This window comes from Microbulbifer maximicatervae (SeqCode) (assembly GCF_052467065.1).
In genome coordinates this window covers 4,432,336-4,447,316 of sequence record NZ_CP174299.1, presented here as the reverse complement: position 1 = coordinate 4,447,316, position 14,981 = coordinate 4,432,336, and the positions used below count along the sequence as shown (strand labels likewise).

General features: G+C 50.4%; 17 protein-coding genes. 2 read left to right on the top strand and 15 right to left on the bottom strand.

Features of this window, described 5'->3' with window-relative positions; translation table 11 throughout:
• The first annotated feature begins 40 nt into the window (after positions 1-40).
• The gene (locus ACJJI1_RS19700) at positions 41-610 is read left to right on the top strand and encodes a carboxymuconolactone decarboxylase family protein (RefSeq protein ID WP_444913795.1); all 570 of its coding nucleotides are present in this window, start codon (positions 41-43) and stop codon (positions 608-610) included.
• 249 nt (positions 611-859) lie between these two features.
• Here ACJJI1_RS19700 and ACJJI1_RS19695 read toward each other — a convergent pair whose 3' ends face one another.
• The 3 genes from ACJJI1_RS19695 to ACJJI1_RS19685 all read right to left on the bottom strand — a co-directional run bounded on the left by ACJJI1_RS19695 (position 860) and on the right by ACJJI1_RS19685 (position 3,059).
• Positions 860-2,392 (bottom strand): PepSY-associated TM helix domain-containing protein, encoded by a 1,533-nt coding sequence (locus ACJJI1_RS19695; RefSeq protein ID WP_444957729.1) that lies wholly within the window; start codon positions 2,390-2,392, stop codon positions 860-862.
• A 72-nt stretch (positions 2,393-2,464) separates the two neighbouring features.
• Complete coding sequence (locus tag ACJJI1_RS19690) at positions 2,465-2,737, bottom strand: hypothetical protein (RefSeq protein WP_108733205.1); 273 nt, start codon at positions 2,735-2,737, stop codon at positions 2,465-2,467.
• Positions 2,738-2,741: 4 nt separating this feature from the next.
• Positions 2,742-3,059, bottom strand: coding sequence for a hypothetical protein (locus ACJJI1_RS19685; protein WP_444957728.1), 318 nt, complete (start codon positions 3,057-3,059; stop codon positions 2,742-2,744).
• A 397-nt stretch (positions 3,060-3,456) separates the two neighbouring features.
• Here ACJJI1_RS19685 and ACJJI1_RS19680 point away from each other — a divergent pair, with 397 nt between their 5' ends.
• Positions 3,457-3,840: a hypothetical protein gene (locus tag ACJJI1_RS19680; protein ID WP_444957727.1), complete on the top strand. Its 384-nt coding sequence runs from the start codon at positions 3,457-3,459 to the stop codon at positions 3,838-3,840.
• Between the two features lie 360 nt (positions 3,841-4,200).
• On the opposite strand, the gene ACJJI1_RS19675 is transcribed toward ACJJI1_RS19680, so the two are convergent.
• The 12 genes from ACJJI1_RS19675 to ACJJI1_RS19620 form a co-directional block, all read right to left on the bottom strand.
• Positions 4,201-4,827: a LysE family translocator gene (locus ACJJI1_RS19675; RefSeq protein WP_444957726.1), complete on the bottom strand. Its 627-nt coding sequence runs from the start codon at positions 4,825-4,827 to the stop codon at positions 4,201-4,203.
• Positions 4,828-4,913: 86 nt separating this feature from the next.
• Entirely contained in the window at positions 4,914-5,951 is a 1,038-nt protein-coding gene (hypE, locus tag ACJJI1_RS19670) for a hydrogenase expression/formation protein HypE (protein WP_444893908.1), read from the bottom strand.
• Complete coding sequence (hypD, locus tag ACJJI1_RS19665) at positions 5,917-7,044, bottom strand: hydrogenase formation protein HypD (protein WP_444893907.1); 1,128 nt, start codon at positions 7,042-7,044, stop codon at positions 5,917-5,919. Before hypD ends, hypE begins: the two co-directional genes overlap by 35 nt.
• 11 nt (positions 7,045-7,055) lie before the next feature.
• Positions 7,056-7,229 carry a HypC/HybG/HupF family hydrogenase formation chaperone gene (locus ACJJI1_RS19660; protein ID WP_444957725.1) on the bottom strand — a complete coding sequence of 58 codons (174 nt, stop codon included), beginning with the start codon at positions 7,227-7,229 and terminating at the stop codon, positions 7,056-7,058.
• Positions 7,230-7,279: 50 nt separating this feature from the next.
• A complete protein-coding gene (gene hypF, locus ACJJI1_RS19655) occupies positions 7,280-9,595 on the bottom strand; it encodes a carbamoyltransferase HypF (RefSeq protein ID WP_444941730.1) in 2,316 nt (771 codons plus the stop codon).
• A complete protein-coding gene (locus ACJJI1_RS19650) occupies positions 9,585-9,857 on the bottom strand; it encodes a hydrogenase/urease maturation nickel metallochaperone HypA (protein ID WP_282932830.1) in 273 nt (90 codons plus the stop codon). The genes hypF and ACJJI1_RS19650 overlap by 11 nt, the downstream gene beginning before the upstream one ends.
• A complete protein-coding gene (locus ACJJI1_RS19645; RefSeq protein WP_444957724.1) occupies positions 9,820-10,341 on the bottom strand; it encodes a hydrogenase maturation protease in 522 nt (173 codons plus the stop codon). Before ACJJI1_RS19645 ends, ACJJI1_RS19650 begins: the two co-directional genes overlap by 38 nt.
• Positions 10,277-11,641 (bottom strand): Ni/Fe hydrogenase subunit alpha, encoded by a 1,365-nt coding sequence (locus ACJJI1_RS19640; RefSeq protein ID WP_413665814.1) that lies wholly within the window; start codon positions 11,639-11,641, stop codon positions 10,277-10,279. Before ACJJI1_RS19640 ends, ACJJI1_RS19645 begins: the two co-directional genes overlap by 65 nt.
• 43 nt (positions 11,642-11,684) lie before the next feature.
• A complete protein-coding gene (locus ACJJI1_RS19635; RefSeq protein ID WP_413665813.1) occupies positions 11,685-12,503 on the bottom strand; it encodes an NADH-quinone oxidoreductase subunit B family protein in 819 nt (272 codons plus the stop codon).
• Positions 12,479-13,288: an FAD/NAD(P)-binding protein gene (locus ACJJI1_RS19630; protein WP_444957723.1), complete on the bottom strand. Its 810-nt coding sequence runs from the start codon at positions 13,286-13,288 to the stop codon at positions 12,479-12,481. The genes ACJJI1_RS19635 and ACJJI1_RS19630 overlap by 25 nt, the downstream gene beginning before the upstream one ends.
• Positions 13,278-13,766, bottom strand: a complete 489-nt coding sequence (locus tag ACJJI1_RS19625) for a cyclic nucleotide-binding domain-containing protein (protein WP_444957722.1) — start codon at positions 13,764-13,766, stop codon at positions 13,278-13,280. The genes ACJJI1_RS19630 and ACJJI1_RS19625 overlap by 11 nt, the downstream gene beginning before the upstream one ends.
• A complete protein-coding gene (locus ACJJI1_RS19620) occupies positions 13,763-14,878 on the bottom strand; it encodes a 4Fe-4S dicluster domain-containing protein (RefSeq protein ID WP_444957721.1) in 1,116 nt (371 codons plus the stop codon). Before ACJJI1_RS19620 ends, ACJJI1_RS19625 begins: the two co-directional genes overlap by 4 nt.
• Between the last annotated feature and the right edge of the window lie 103 nt (positions 14,879-14,981).

The following is a 14,981-nucleotide window of genomic DNA, read 5'->3' as shown; positions in this document are numbered from 1 at the left end:
TGATAAATCTGAATCGCCAATTGGACAAGAGAGGTGTCAGTTGCGTATCCCTGCCATCCCACCTGAAGAACTCAGCGAGGAACAGAAACCCCTTTACGAAGATATGAGTAATGAGATGAAGGGGTATTTCACAGGTTTCATCAAGAAGCGCAAGGATGGCGCTTTACTGGGGCCCTGGGCACCGGCACTGCAATATCCCAGGTTTGGAAAGCCCTGGTGGGACAATATCAAGGCTATTGCAGGCAAACCCACGCTTCCTAAGACCGCTCGGGAGGTTGCGATTCTAATCACCGCAGCTCATTTTAAAGCGGGTTATGAGCTGTATTCCCATACGGTTATTGGTGAGAAGAGTGAGTTAGCAAGGAGCAAAATTGCCACTATTGCAGCGGGCCAGCGTCCGATAGACCTAACTTTTGAGGAAGCCGCTGCTTATGATGTCGCCGCATCACTTGCAGCTGGAGGCCGCCTGCCAAAGGCTACTTGGGAGATGGCCGTGAGTGCTTTCGGTAACGAGGGCGCCGCCGAACTGGTCTTTCTCGTGGCTGGCTATCATCAGGTCTCTGCCATTTTAAATGGTTTTGATATTTCCATACCTGGCGACGGGAGTTAAGGAAAATCTCGGTTCGGGAGGGGGAAAGAATGTTTTGGTTTTTCCAGCCCAACTCCACACTCATCCTATATGTAAGTTGTGAAAAGTAGCGTCCTCTCAATGCTTGAAAGCAAATACCACTCTCTTCGAGAGTAATTGAGAGGAAGGTAAAGTGTGTAGTTGGGATAGGTTGCAGCGCCCTATTCCAGTGCCGTACAGATTCTATAGAGTTTACGAGATGGCATTCGCCATCTCGCAGGAAATAGCCCGTTATTGGGCGGCAACAGCTTGGGGGATATCTGCAGACTGCTTTGACTGGGATACCTGCCTGTAGATATATCTGCTCGAATAGAGGCAAATGACACCCATTACCAGGGCGCCCAGGTCAGTGAAGACCACTGGCAAAGTGACGGACTTCCAGGGGACCAGCAGACCATTCCCAGTTACCAGCGCATTGAGCAGCGGGATGCCGCACAGTAGCAAGCCTGCACAAAGTGAGAGATCTGCTAATGCAGGTTTTATCTGGCGGCGCAACATCGCCCAGGCTATGGCCACTCCCCATACAGAGAGATACACCATTTCAATCCAGTGAAAGCGCTGATCGCCACCACCACCGGGAGGTAACAGCTTATTGGCATAGAAAGTGGCCGTGGTGGCGACAACCAAACCGGCACAAACCCCTACCGTGAGCAAACTGAGGAACCAGCCGGAACCTCGGGTATTAATATCACCAGAGGGGAGCTTTTGCCTCTGTGCCTTGCGAACCTGCCAGATAACGGTGCCCGTTACCATCATCAAACACAATGCCAATCCCAACACAAAGTACAGGGCTTTTATCAGGAAGCCACCGTAGAGTGCGTAGTGAAGTGGAGTCAGTGAAAAATACACCCGCATAAACGGACCTGAGTCCTGCACTGGGTTATTGATATTAACTACTTCGCCATCTTCACTGCGGTATTTGACATCTACAAAGCGCACCAGCGCCTCGTTTGTTTGGCCCGAGACTTGGACAACCTGATTGCGATCCCCGTAGGCCTCCACATAAATGGCTTTGGGTTTCGCATTAGGCACTTGGTCCTGGTAGCGCAGCAGCATTTGGTTATAGCTATTGGACAGCAAAGGCTCGCCAGTTATCTCAGGATGTTCCCCCACTACCGAGGCGACTGCTGCTTCCACATTACCTTCAAAAGCAGAAAATGCAGCAACCTGGATCATAATGCCATTCAAGCCAAGTATTGCGCCGGTAAAAGCAATCACTATATGGAACGGTAGCGGCCAGACCCCTAATACTTTGTGCAGGTCTGTCCATTTGAGCCGCCTGCTGCGATCCACTCGGAATTTAAACATCTCTTTAAAGATTTTCTTGTGAATGATGATGCCACTTAATATCGAGAGCAGCATCACCAAGCCCATCAGTCCAACCAGGTAGCGTCCAAAAGGCCTGGGAAACAGTAGATCAGTGTGCATATACGTCAATAGCTCAGCGAAATCAGAGCCGCTGGGCGGCAGCACTTCACCGGTATTGGGGTTTATATGGCGTACCTCGGTTTCCTCGCTTTCAGCATCAGTCCAGAGCACTTCCAGCATAGGATGGTAGTAGTCTGGCATTGAGATCATAAAAAAGCTGTCCTCACCGATATTTGCCTCGGCAAGTACCGGAGCGACCAGTTGATCTACATCCACAGGCGCTTCAGCATCGAAGGCAATACGATGCTCGGGGCGTTCCCATTGGGTCAGCTCGTGGCCAAATAGTGCGACCACGCCGGAAAAGGAAATTACGAATAGCAGAATAGAAAATAACACCCCAATCCAGGAGTGAATTTCGTAAAAAAGGATATTGCTACGCTGTTGCATTTAAGTTGGCTAGACCGAAAATTATAAAAAAGAAAGAGCGCTTAGTCCGAGCATGACCAGCAACAGGGACAATAGGTATGCCGCTGCGCGCCAAGTGGAGGCGGCGAGTAACCCCATACTCATATACCCGACCCATAAAAGTGTCGATAACATAGATCCCGCTGCCATCCGTTCTGTTGGCTCGGCGGACGGCCAGTAAATCGACAACATCACCGTGCTGGAAAACATCAAGATTATGCTCAGCACAATGGTCAGGGCGACCTGTTGCCAACTGATTTTTATTGAAGCAGCCATAGAGTTATCCGATAGTCAGAAGAGCCTGCTCTAATACCAACAAGCCCACTACTGACAGCGGAAAATGGCGAAGCAGCCAATTAGGTTTGATTGGGGCGAGCAGTGCTTGTAATAAAGCGCAGAACATCGCGACACAAAGCCAGATGGGTATCCCTACCTCCCAACCATATAGGAATCCATAAGGAATTGAACTCACCGGAAGCACCCACCAGGCAATTCTTTGTAAGCGCTTAAAACTACTGAGCTGTAGATCTTTATGTCTGGTTACAAAAATAATTAGTACAGCCAAATAAGTAAGTAGGAAAGCCACCAGGTTAGACATTGAAGTTTTCCAGCCTTCTTTGCTTAGAGGTCGCGGATTTTTTGAACATTGCGCTTATTCTTTACAGAAATGGAGTTTCGTAGTTGCAAATATTGCCTTCAATACTGGGAAGCTTTGTATTTAGCGATCTACCGGGTTTAAATTTAAGTCACAAATAATAATCATTATCAGTTGTAGTCTATCTTAAGATACAGGTTTGTTCAATTGGCTTGAAAATGCAGACAAACTGGAAGCTTGTAAGGAAGAGGTGCTAAGTTCTTTTACCTTTCTTCCATATCTTATCGTTCTTACCATGTGGATTATTGACTTCGAAGCCAGCGGCTTATCCAAGCAGAGTTACCCTATAGAAGTTGGCCTCTGCTCTGAAACAGTGGAATACTAGGCGCTAATAAAACCAGTGCCACACTGGTCTTATTGGTCCGATGATGCTGAATCGATACATAACATTTCCCGATCAAAGCTGGAATCCGAGGGTATAGATTCAACTACAGTGGCTTATAGCCTAAACAGGATTCTTTCAGGTCAGGTTGTCTATTGCGATGCCCTGCACTGGGACAGTTTTTGGTGCAATGCCCTTTTTTCTGATACTGGTATTCATCAGGAGTTTGAACTCAGGGATATTCAGGTGCTAATTGGTGGCTCTGAAAATCACCTAAGAGCATTCATTAATGAGCGCGAAAAGCTGGAGGACTCTGACAAATTCACAGTTCATCGAGCACTGGATGATGCAAAAATAATCAGGAAGGCATTAGAAGTAGCATTAGCAGGCCGACATGAGTGAGTAGCTTTAGAGCTAAGTAAAAAGGTCGTCCTCCTTAGACTAACTAACAGAGAGCAGTAATTAGGGAGCCTCTGAGTAACTCCGTGATACCTCTGGCATGCAGAGCGGTTCACAATCAAGGCGCGGCTTCGCAGGAATGTCTAGACCTTTCAAGAAGTCGCAACGCGGAGTGTGAATCGCTCTGCAAGCCCCGAAGGGCGGGCCTTGAAGGCCACAGCTGCTGCGTTGCAGCTCTTGCAAAGGGCTACGGCCATTCGCGGCGAGCTGCGCCTAACATCTGCAGCCTTCAAGACCCGCAGAGGCATTACGGAGTTACTCAGAGGCTCCTTAGGTCTATTGCTTCTGCACCTTGTGGAGCCACTAACTTTTTGCCGCAATAAAAACACCACTTCCTATAAGTAAAGTCCCAGAGCCGTATTTTAGAGCCGGGGTCTTTCCTGATTGACTGATTGTTGACCGTGCTTTGCAGGCAAGGTACGCATAACCTGCCATCACACTGCCTACGGCTAGCGTTGCAATTGCAAATATAATTGCAATGTCCAAAGAAGCAACGCGAGTTAGATCGAGGAAGGCTGGAAAGAAGCTTACGTAGAAAAGAATAGCTTTCGGATTACCCAGCGTGGTGACTAAGCCCAGTAGAAAACTTGAAAAGCTGCTATGGGAGTGGCTTGTAGCTATTTGGTTTTGGTCGACTTGTCTTTTCTTTGCTGAGAGAAAGATATTCATTCCCAGCCAGATAAGATAGGCTGCTCCAGCATATTTAATAACGATGAATAAGCTCCCCAAGGTTTCGGCTAGCGTTGCTAAGCCAAGCAGAGCTAACAAAATAAAGAAATAATCACCTACAACAATTCCCATTACTGTAATTAATCCCTGGCGCAAGCCGAGTGTCACTGACCGGGAAACAACAGCTAATACTCCCGGCCCAGGTATCAGTGCTAGAACTAGCATTGAAATGAACAAAGCTAAGGATGTAGAGATTGTCATGAGGCACTCAGTGATAGTTAGGGCTTTTATGCATTGATTTTATATGCTCAAAAACTGTACGTAAATTGTGCTTTTGAGGCTTCTGGCTAGCAAATCCTTGGCAACTGCTCGCCAGGTAAACGCTGCAATAGCCGATCACATCCCAAATTGTTTTTTAAAATAACCTGGGAGCTATTTCCTCCCCCAACAGTACCAATAGTTGCAAAGCTGCTATCTGCAGTTGCTTTTCGAAGAGTGGAAAGTGCCAGCTTAACACCTGCTTCGGGGACAAAAGACACAAAACGCCCCTCATTCGCTACATAGAGTGGGTCTAGCCCCAGTAACTCACAAGCGCCTTGCACAGCATCACAAACAGGTATCTTGCTCTCCTCCAAGACAAAGGTCCGTCCGCAGTTTTCTGCTAGCTCCACCAATGCGGTGGCTAGCCCACCTCGTGTGAGATCTCGCAGACAATGAACTTCAATTCCGGCATTGATCATTTGTGCAACTACGCCATTCAGTGGCGCACAATCGCTGAGGAGATCACTTTCAAACTCGAGTCCTTCGCGGCAAGCCATTACCGCCATTCCGTGGCGGCCAATATCGCCGGATAGAATAATAGAATCACCCTGGCAAATGCGGTTGGGATCAATGGGTTGTTCTCTTATCAGGGTACCGATACCACTGGTATTGATATAGAGCCCATCCCCCTTCCCTTTCTCTACCACTTTGGTATCGCCGGTGACTAAGGTAATTCCTGAGTTCCGGGCAGCCTCAGCCATCGAGATCAGAACCCGTTGGAGAGTTTCCAGGGGCAATCCCTCTTCGAGAATCAAGCCGCAGCTTAGAAACTTGGGTTCCGCGCCTGCCATGGCCAAATCGTTGACGGTGCCATAAACGGCGAGCTCACCGATGTTTCCTCCGGGAAAGAAAAGCGGTGAGATTACAAAGGAGTCGGTGGTAAATACGAGCTGATCCGGTTTCCATGGAAGTGTTGCACTGTCATGGGCCTGGGATAGCCAGGGATTAGAGAAGACAGGTTGAATATATTGATCGATCAAGCGTTGGGTCATCTCCCCACCGCTGCCATGGCCAAGGCGTACGACCTCGTTAGCGGTTGGTGGAATTGGACACTGCAGATTCATTCGATTCCACCTGGTTCTGGTAGCGATAGTAGGCCGCGCAAGCGCCTTCAGTGGAAACCATTGGCGCCCCCAGCGGTTGCTGGGGTTGGCAGGTCTTAGCGAAGTGAGGGCAATCCCCGGGTTTCTTTAGCCCCAGCATAATATCCCCACTGATACATCCCCTGTTTTCAGAAATGCTCAATGCTGGAAGATTGAATGTTTGTTCTGCATTGAATCCTGAGTAGTCGTCGCTCAATACCAGACCGCTAGCGGGAATTTCACCTATACCGCGCCACTGTTGTGTTGCTACTTTAAAAACCTCTTTAATCAAGTCTTGGGCAACGGTATTACCTGTTTTAGTAACCGCGCGCTGATATTGGTTTTCTACTTCACAGCGACCACTCTCCAATTGACGGACACACCGGAGTACGCCTTCAAGAATATCCAGGGGTTCAAATCCTGTAATCACTATTGGAATCTGGTGTTTTTTCACCAAGCTGCGGTACTGACGATATCCGGTTATTGCACAGACGTGACCGGCAGCTAGGAAACCTTGAATCCGGCAGTCTTCACGGGCACATATCGATTGAATCGCCGGTGTAACCAAAAACTGGGATATCAATGCGTAAAAGTTGTCGATTTGCTTTTGCTTGGCGAGGGACAGCGCTAGGGCATTGACGGTAGCAGTCGTTTCAAAACCCACCGCAAAGAATACGACCTGCTTGGTGGGGTTCTGCTCTGCCACATTGAGCGCTTGCAGCGGCGAGTAAACAATACGGACATCGCCTCCGGCTGCTTTGACCTCTAGTAAATCTCGATCTGAACCGGGGACTCGCAACATGTCGCCAAAGGAGCAGAAGATAACATTGGGCATTGCAGCAATCGCAATAGCTCTATCGATGATTTCCTGAGGTGTGACACAAACCGGGCAACCGGGCCCGTGTACTAATTGAATCTCCTCGGGCAGTAATTGCTGCAAGTTGTATTTTGCGATGGCATGGGTTTGCCCTCCACAGATCTCCATTAGAGTCCATGGGCGAGTGGTGACTTTCTGAATCTCTGCCGCAATTAGTTTGATGTTCTCGCCGTTGCGGTATTCCTTGAGGTATTTCATTACAAGCTGACTCAACCCAATGTTTTGAGGTACTCGAAAACCTTATTTGCTTCTTTTGCTCTCAACTTGCTGATCGCGACTCCAGCATGAACGATCACGTAGTCTCCTACTTCAGCCTCGGGTACCAGTGATAAATTTACAGCTTTACTGATACCGCCGAAGGAAACTTTTCCAGTGCGCTCCATGGCTGATTCTTGCTCTATTAATTCGATTCTTCCGGGAACTCCCAGGCACACTAGGAACTCTCCTCTCCCAATGATTGCCCAGCAGCATCCATACACTGTGCGTAGTGGATCTGGCCCAGCGATATTCCTCCATCATTTGGGGGGACCTCGCTGTGGCTGTGAACGGAAAAGCCCTGACTTTCCAGAAGCGCAGTGACGGTTTCGGTAAGCCGCTTATTCTGGAAAACACCGCCAGACAGAAAGATATTCTTTTCACCTTGTTGCGTTGCTACTGCCAGCGCCATCTGCGCGAGTGTGTTATGAAATGCAGCGGCCCTTTGTGGCAGTGATCGGTTTTCATCGTAGATCAAAGCACTAATACAGGGTGTCCAGTCCAATTCCAGCAGGTCCCCTTTTTGAACAATGCTAAAGGGGTAGCTATCTTTAGAGCTGACGCCACGGGCACACTGTTCTAGAGCCATGGCTGCCTGCCCTTCAAAGCTGGTATGCGTAGTCAGTCCCAGGAGTGCGGATACCGCATCGAAAAGGCGGCCGACAGAGCTACACGGTGGACTGTTAATCTCACCTTTTAACATGGTGACCAGGTTTTGACGCTCGCCACGGGTGAAACAGCGCTTTAATTGTCGATTCTCCAGGGCGACAAACCCGGAGATTTCATACAAAAGTCCGGCCGCAGAGCGCCTGGGCTCGCGTACGGCCTTTTCACCGCCCGGCAGTGGGAATGTGCGAAAGCTGGCGATGTGTTTGACTGGAGACCGTCCATTCCAGTGAAAGAATTCTCCACCGCGAACAATGCCACTGCGGTCGTAACCAGTTCCATCCCAGCAGATTCCCAGTGCAGGTCCCGAGTGAGCGTGTTCTGCCATGCAGGAGAATAGATGGGCAATATGGTGCTGAACGCCAATACGCACAGCTCTTTGCTTCATAGCCCAGCGGTGAGAGGTATAGCCTGGATGGAGGTCGTGGATTAATTTTTTCGGGCGGCACTGCTGTAGTTTGGTGAGGTCGCCAATAGTTTGGTTGAAGTGCTTCAGGGTATTGGCACTACCTAAGTCGCCAATATGTTGGCTGGGATATGCCCACCCGGCGTGAGACAGTGCAACTGTGTTTTTCAGGTCCGCCCCCAGGGCCAGGAAGCTCTCTCGTTCACCTTCGCCCTTTGTGCCTGGTACAGGCAAGGTGATGGGAAGTGGCGCGTAGCCCCGGGCTCGACGCAACATCAGCGGACGGTTATTGACCACCCTGAGTACAGAGTCATCCAGCGGGCGCAAAATTCGGCGATTGTGTATCAGAAAGTAGTCAGCGATTTTACCCAGGCGCTCGAACGCCTCATCATTTTCTGTACAGATAGGCTCTTCCGCAAGGTTGCCACTAGTAGCGACAAGGGGGGCTCGATACTTACGCGCAAGCAAGTAATGCAAGGGTGATGCAGGCAACATCACCCCCAAGTCGGCAAGATTTGGAGCGACCAACGGATGTATCCTGGAGTGATTGTCATCCTTCGCTTCCAATAGAACAATCGGTCTTTCTCGGGTCGATAGTAGTTGCGCCTCTTGCTCCGAGACGCAGCAATCCTGGCAAACGCTTTTCAGCTCGTCATATAAAAGTGCGAACGGCTTATGCGGACGTTGTTTACGCTGGCGCAAGTTGGCGAGCGCCTTACCATTGGAGGCGTCGGCTAACAGTTGAAAGCCGCCTACCCCTTTAAGGGCGATAATTTTCCCTTGGGCAAGGGCATCAAGGGCTTTGGATAGTGCCCGACTCTTCTTCGCAATTGTAACGCCGGCAGTATTACAGAAAAGCAATTGAGGGCCGCACTGAGGGCAGGCATTGGGTTCCGCGTGAAAGCGTCGATTGAGGGGGTCCCGATACTCCCCCGAGCATTTTCCGCACAAAGGGAAGTGGTGCATGGAGGTGTTGACACGATCGTAGGGCAGTTTGTAAATGATGCTGTAGCGGGGGCCACAAAGAGTGCAGCTGATAAACGGATAGTCGTAGCGGCGATTGTTGGGGTCTGATAATTCCCTGAGGCAATCATCACAGGGAGCCAGGTCTGGTAAAACGATGGTTGAACTACTGGCATCACGGACACTGGGTAAGATTCGAAAACCGTATTCTGCCTGAAGAGCCACCGGGTAGGATTCAATGTGAGTGATGCGACTGTAGGGTGGCTTCTCTGAAGATAACTTATCGATAAACTTTTCGATTTCCCGGCTTTTGCCCTGGACTTCAATTCTCAGGCCACCGCTGTAGTTGGCCACCCAGCCTTTCAATTGAAAGCTATCGGCCAGGCGATAGATAAAGGGCCGGAATCCTACTCCCTGCACCAATCCGGCGATTTCAATCCGGCGGCGTTCAGTGGCCATCAGTCTCCTCAAACTTTAAGCTCTCCAGGATTACATCCTGGGCTTCCTTGTGATTAATATCCTTAAGCTCATCAATTTCCAGCTTAATCCCCTCGAGAGAAGTCCCGAGTATCTCCCTGTCAAAATGCTCTCTCAGATGCGCTGCAGACATATGCGCCAGGGCACCCAAGCGTAAGCGAACGCCGATCGGCCTGCCTGGTTCATCAGAGGCCAGTTCCTGGATTTTATCGATCAGGTTTTTGATGAGATTCTGTTCGTGCATAGTGGTCTCCGCTGTATAGCGTTAGGTGCGCGATAATCATTTGCTCTGCTCGATGGGCTGCACTGGCCACTTTGGGCGATAACCCCTGTCCTTTTGCCAGACTTTCTGAGTTGATCGCAAAGACATCCAGATGTGCCGGCAGCGAATCAATATGCTTTCCCATGGTCAGCGCTTCGGTCAGCCCAAATCCATGGCTTGATGTATTGCACATCGATGGAGCAAGTGCGTTGCCTAGACCATCAATGGTGACAACCTCCCCGATAGGGTGCTGATCACTTACCATGGCGTCTACAAGGCAAACCCATCGACCTTTCCATTGCGCGAGCAAATGTAAAATATCGCCACCGCTTTCGAGGAATTCCACCGCCCCTCCAAGTTTCTGGCGAAGTCGAGCGATGATATGTGGCCCTACTCCATCATCACCGCGCAGGGGATTGCCCAGGCTTACCAGTAACCATGGATTGCTTACTTTGCGCTTGCCCATAATTCAAATGTAGCTGTAGGAAGTGAGTGGAGCAGGAAATGCAGGGGTCGTAATTCCTTATCGCTCGTTCACATAACCCCCGTAATTTATCCTCAGGAAAGTGCATAAAGCTCGGCAACATCAAGCGGAGGTCATCTTCGATGGTCTTCTGGTTTTGTGAGGTGGGAGCGACAATTTTTGCCGTCGCAATCTTGCCTTTCTCATCAATGTCATAGCGATGATACAGAAGCCCACGGGGTGCTTCGGTGGCTGCACAGCCGCTTGCGGTTCTCGGCTCGGTCTTTAAATGAGGCTCGGCTGGGGGTTGGTATCTATCAATAATATGCAGGGCTTCTTCAAAGGCATGTAGTACCTCCAGGCTCCTAACCAGGATACCTTGGAAGGGATTTAAACAGGGGGCGGTAAAGTTGATCTCCTCAGCCAATTGCAATGCACGAGGTGACAGCTTGTCGCGATTAAGGTTGTATCGTGCGATGGGGCCCACCAGATAGGCACCCCGCTCCCGTAAAGTACAGTGCAGCGCGGTGCTATGAGCGACGTGCTCTTCTTCAAAGTGGTTCTCATAGTCTTGGGCGCTAATATTGAGTCCCGCACTGGAGGTGATCCTGCCCTCGTTCATTGGGTATTCTGACGGGTGGGTTAGAGCGACAAATTCGTAGTGCTTATCCCTTCGCCATTCGTAGCTGGGGAAAGGCAAAGCTGCGGACCAGCGCACCAGTTGCTCGGTGAGATCCCGGGCCATTTCCAGCTGCGCTACCAAGGCTGTGAGTTCACGAGCCTCCGGAGCCTTGTAGAACCCCCCTACCCTCACATTAATCGGGTGTACTTCCCTGCCACCAATAAGGCGAACCAGGGCATTGCCCGCCTTTTTAATCTCCAGCGCGTTCTTAACAATCTCTGGATGATCCTTAGCCATTGCGACTGCATTGGGGTAGCCGAGGAAATCTGGTGCATGGAGCATGCTGATATGCAGCATATGGCTCTCGATCCATTCACCGCAGTAAAGCAATCGACGAAGCATACGCAAAGCGCCGCCGGGCTTTAGGTTCAGGGCATTCTCCATGGCATGCACAGCACTCATCTGGTAGGCCACCGGGCAGATCCCACATATGCGTGCGGTGATATCTGGGGCTTCCAAAAAATCGCGCCCTCTGAGAAGGGCTTCGAAGAATCTTGGGGGCTCAAAAATCTTGAGCTGTACATTTTGTACGCCGCTGTCGTCGTAGTCGATATGAAGGGCTCCTTCCCCTTCGACCCGAGCGAGATAATCCACCTTAATCGTTTTGCTGCGATCCACCATAAAGCTCACCTGGAGGCAGATTAATCACCAATGTTTCGGGGGGTTACCGCTCCCCATCTTCTTGCCTATCCTCACTTTGTACTTTAAAAGAAGGTGCTAGTGGATTGAAATTCCTAAGGTTTTCAACAATTAAAGTATTTTCTACATTTAGTTTTTCATCCCACCAATGGCAAAGTGATTCGGTGTTGGGATTTTCCTTGGGACCGTAGCAAGCGTAGCAACCACGGTTGTAACTGGGGCAAATAGCGCCACATCCCGCGTGTGTAACAGGCCCCATACAGGGGGTGCCGTGGGCAACCCAGATACAAACATTGCCGCGCAATTTACAGTCAATACACACCGAGTGATTGGCAATCTGGGGGGCTCGCCGGTGTAGGAATGCACTGATTACTTCAAGCAATTGATGCTTGTTGATAGGACACCCCTGTAATTCAAAGTCCACTGGTACCCTCCCTGATATTGGTGTGGATTCCTTGAGAGTGGCGATATATTCCGGGTGGGCATAGACCACATCGGTGAACTCCTGCACATCGGCAAAGTTGCGAAGTGCCTGAATCCCTCCAGCTGTTGCACAGGCGCCAATACTGATTAGAAAGCGGGACTGACGTCTGACCTCTAGGATTCTCTCTTCATCTGCTGGCGTGGTAATGGAGCCCTCGACGAGAGAGATATCAAAAGGGCCCTCTTTCACCTCACTGGAAGCTTCCAGGAAATAGGCGATATCTACCTGGGCTGCCAAAGAAAGAAGCTCATCCTCACAATCCAATAGGCTCAGTTGGCAACCATCACAGGAAGTGAACTTCCAGACTGCAAGTTTGGGGGGAGGATTACTACTCGCTATAGGCTGTTGATTTGAAACCATGAGCGAATATTCCGGTAGCAAAAGACAGGGCCATCTTTACAAACAAAGTTAGGTCCCCACTGGCAGTGGCCGCAGATTCCAATGGCACACTTCATGTTGCGCTCCATGGATAGATAGATATTGGATTCATCCACACCTTTATGGAGAAGAACCTGTATGCAAAAGCGCATCATGATCTCCGGTCCACACACAAACACTAAAGCATCATTGCACTCCAAATGAGTGACACGCAGAGGGTCGGTAATCACACCAATATGCCCGTTCCAGTCTGTGCTGGCGTGGTCCACAGATGTCACCAGTTCAAATGATCTGCGCCAGTGACCAAGCTCTGGCTGGTAAAGCAATTCTTCGGGCCGACGCGCCCCATAGAAAACTTGTAGGCTCTTGGCCGGCAAGTGTCCGTTAAGAAAGCTGTAGATCAGGGGCCGTAAAGGCGCTAGCCCGAGTCCGCCGGCGATGATCACTAAGGGGCGATTTTCCGCCAAGTGAGTTGGCCACCCCTGCCCGAATGGTCCCCGGATGCCCAGTTGCGCTCCAACTTCCAGTTTGCAAAGCGCTTGGGTAGCAAGTCCCTGACCTTTAATCGTATGGGTAAGTGGCTCAGCCGATGACGTACTCGGGCCACTTAAGGAGATAGCAGCCTCCCCGGCACCAAAGGCATAAAGCATGTTGAATTGCCCGGGCTGAATGGGTGATGGGCCCCTAGCCTCTCGTGTCAGGGATATAGTGACAGTGCCAGGAAATTCTTCGCGTCGATGGGTAACACGCCATAATTCAGGGATCACAGCGAGGGATTCCCTGTGACGGATGTGGCCCGTAAAGGTCCAACAACTGTATTCGTGCTGCCTGCAGTCGTTCTGTAGCAACTTTGGTAAACCGTTTCATCAGCTCGAAACCGAGTCTCGGTTCTTTTTCACACTTATCTCGGAGGCACTGCCCGCCAAGTTTAAGGCTGCGAACTGAGGTCAGGGCCCGGGCATCGAAAGCACTCAAGTAGGGAGGGTACAGCCAGGACCAGCCGAATATATCTCCACCATGCAGTGTCATAAGGCAAAGGGGCCCATAGTTGGGGACAAAGGATTCTACGGCGACACGCCCAGATCGAATTAAGAAGAAATGGTTAGCCGGAGTGTTTTCCCTGGCAAGGTATTCGCCTTCTTTATAGTGACTATTGCTTGTACACCCGGAGAGGAATGCCAGGTCGCTGTCTGCCAACCCGGCAAAGAAAGGGTGCTCCTTGAGTAAGGTGGTGACAACCTTCATTTTTGTTCCTGGACGCGAATATTCTGTATCTCTTCCGTGATATCGATGCCTACGGGACACCAGGTAATACAACGTCCACAGCCGACACAGCCAGAGCTGTCAAATTGGTCATACCAAGTGGCCAGTTTGTGAGTCATCCACTGCCGATAGCGGCTGCGGGTATCCGCCCTAACTGGGCCGCCAGACAAATAGCTCAACTCAGCCGTAAAGCAGGAATCCCAACGCTCCCAGCGCTGTGCTTCATTTCCGGTTAAATCTGTTGTGTCCTCAACGGTTGAGCAGAAGCACGTTGGGCAAGCCATAGTGCAATTGGCGCAGGAGAGGCAACGCTCCGCGACTTTATCCCAGTTGGGGTTGTCATAATTGCGATAAAGCAGCGTCTTCAGGTCAGAGCTGTCGAAGCTGCGGCTACCGTTACTCACTTGATTTTCGGCTTGCTGAACGGCAGCCTGCCCCTCTTGTTTCTCCGCATCTGAGGCGCCAACAGTGGGTAGTTGCTTTAACACACTGTTGCCTTGAGGGCTGCCGCTGCGTATCAGGAAGAAGTGTGAATCGGGGTTCAGAACTTCGGTGATTACCAGATCACTGGGAAGTCGCACCTGCGGGCCTGTGTTCATTGAGGTACAGAAACAGGTATTTGCTGCTGTTGTGCACTCCACAGCAATAGTAAACAGCTGCGCTCGACGTGCCTTATAGCTGCTGTTGACGTAATCCCCTTGTGCGAGGACACGGTCCTGGATAGCAATGGCGTGTAGCTCGCAACTGCGAACACCGAGAAAAGCTAACTTGACCGGAGGCTCTTCAATTTCCAGAATCTGGACATCCTCTCCATAGCGGCTAGCGCTCCAGAGCTGGCGTTGGGGCAGCTGAAGAAACTGCTTCCAGGAATGGGGTCCAACGGCGTAGCCAAAATAAGCCTTGTCATTGCGGCGCTCCACCCGGTATTGCCCCGCCTCTTGCTGATCCGTCCATCCTTGGGGTAGATCTGTGGGAGTTTCAATCTCACCATAGGTAATAGCCCCGTTATGCAGTATCGGGCCAAAGAGCTGGTAATCTTCACTGCGAATTGTCTGAATCAAACGATCCAGGTCATTCGCTGCCAGTTTAAGCATTTCCACGAATAGCCGAGAGCCGGCTCCGAAAGAGCAGTAGTTGGTGACCTACTGATTTTTAGGTCTGTACCGGCGAATTGCACTAAGACAAAAGTGCCAAAAT

What these genes read in the sequence shown, in the direction of transcription:
- ACJJI1_RS19690 (WP_108733205.1), bottom strand. Translation starts at nt 2,737, where the DNA reads ATGGCTGCTTCAATAAAAATCAGTTGGCAACAGGTCGCCCTGACCATT.
- ACJJI1_RS19685 (WP_444957728.1), bottom strand. Translation starts at nt 3,059, where the DNA reads ATGTCTAACCTGGTGGCTTTCCTACTTACTTATTTGGCTGTACTAATT.
- ACJJI1_RS19675 (WP_444957726.1), bottom strand. Translation starts at nt 4,827, where the DNA reads ATGACAATCTCTACATCCTTAGCTTTGTTCATTTCAATGCTAGTTCTA.
- hypE (WP_444893908.1), bottom strand. Translation starts at nt 5,951, where the DNA reads ATGAATCTGCAGTGTCCAATTCCACCAACCGCTAACGAGGTCGTACGC.
- hypD (WP_444893907.1), bottom strand. Translation starts at nt 7,044, where the DNA reads ATGAAATACCTCAAGGAATACCGCAACGGCGAGAACATCAAACTAATT.
- ACJJI1_RS19660 (WP_444957725.1), bottom strand. Translation starts at nt 7,229, where the DNA reads ATGGAGCGCACTGGAAAAGTTTCCTTCGGCGGTATCAGTAAAGCTGTA.
- hypF (WP_444941730.1), bottom strand. Translation starts at nt 9,595, where the DNA reads ATGGCCACTGAACGCCGCCGGATTGAAATCGCCGGATTGGTGCAGGGA.
- ACJJI1_RS19650 (WP_282932830.1), bottom strand. Translation starts at nt 9,857, where the DNA reads ATGCACGAACAGAATCTCATCAAAAACCTGATCGATAAAATCCAGGAA.
- ACJJI1_RS19645 (WP_444957724.1), bottom strand. Translation starts at nt 10,341, where the DNA reads ATGGGCAAGCGCAAAGTAAGCAATCCATGGTTACTGGTAAGCCTGGGC.
- ACJJI1_RS19640 (WP_413665814.1), bottom strand. Translation starts at nt 11,641, where the DNA reads ATGGTGGATCGCAGCAAAACGATTAAGGTGGATTATCTCGCTCGGGTC.
- ACJJI1_RS19635 (WP_413665813.1), bottom strand. Translation starts at nt 12,503, where the DNA reads ATGGTTTCAAATCAACAGCCTATAGCGAGTAGTAATCCTCCCCCCAAA.
- ACJJI1_RS19625 (WP_444957722.1), bottom strand. Translation starts at nt 13,766, where the DNA reads ATGAAGGTTGTCACCACCTTACTCAAGGAGCACCCTTTCTTTGCCGGG.
- ACJJI1_RS19620 (WP_444957721.1), bottom strand. Translation starts at nt 14,878, where the DNA reads ATGCTTAAACTGGCAGCGAATGACCTGGATCGTTTGATTCAGACAATT.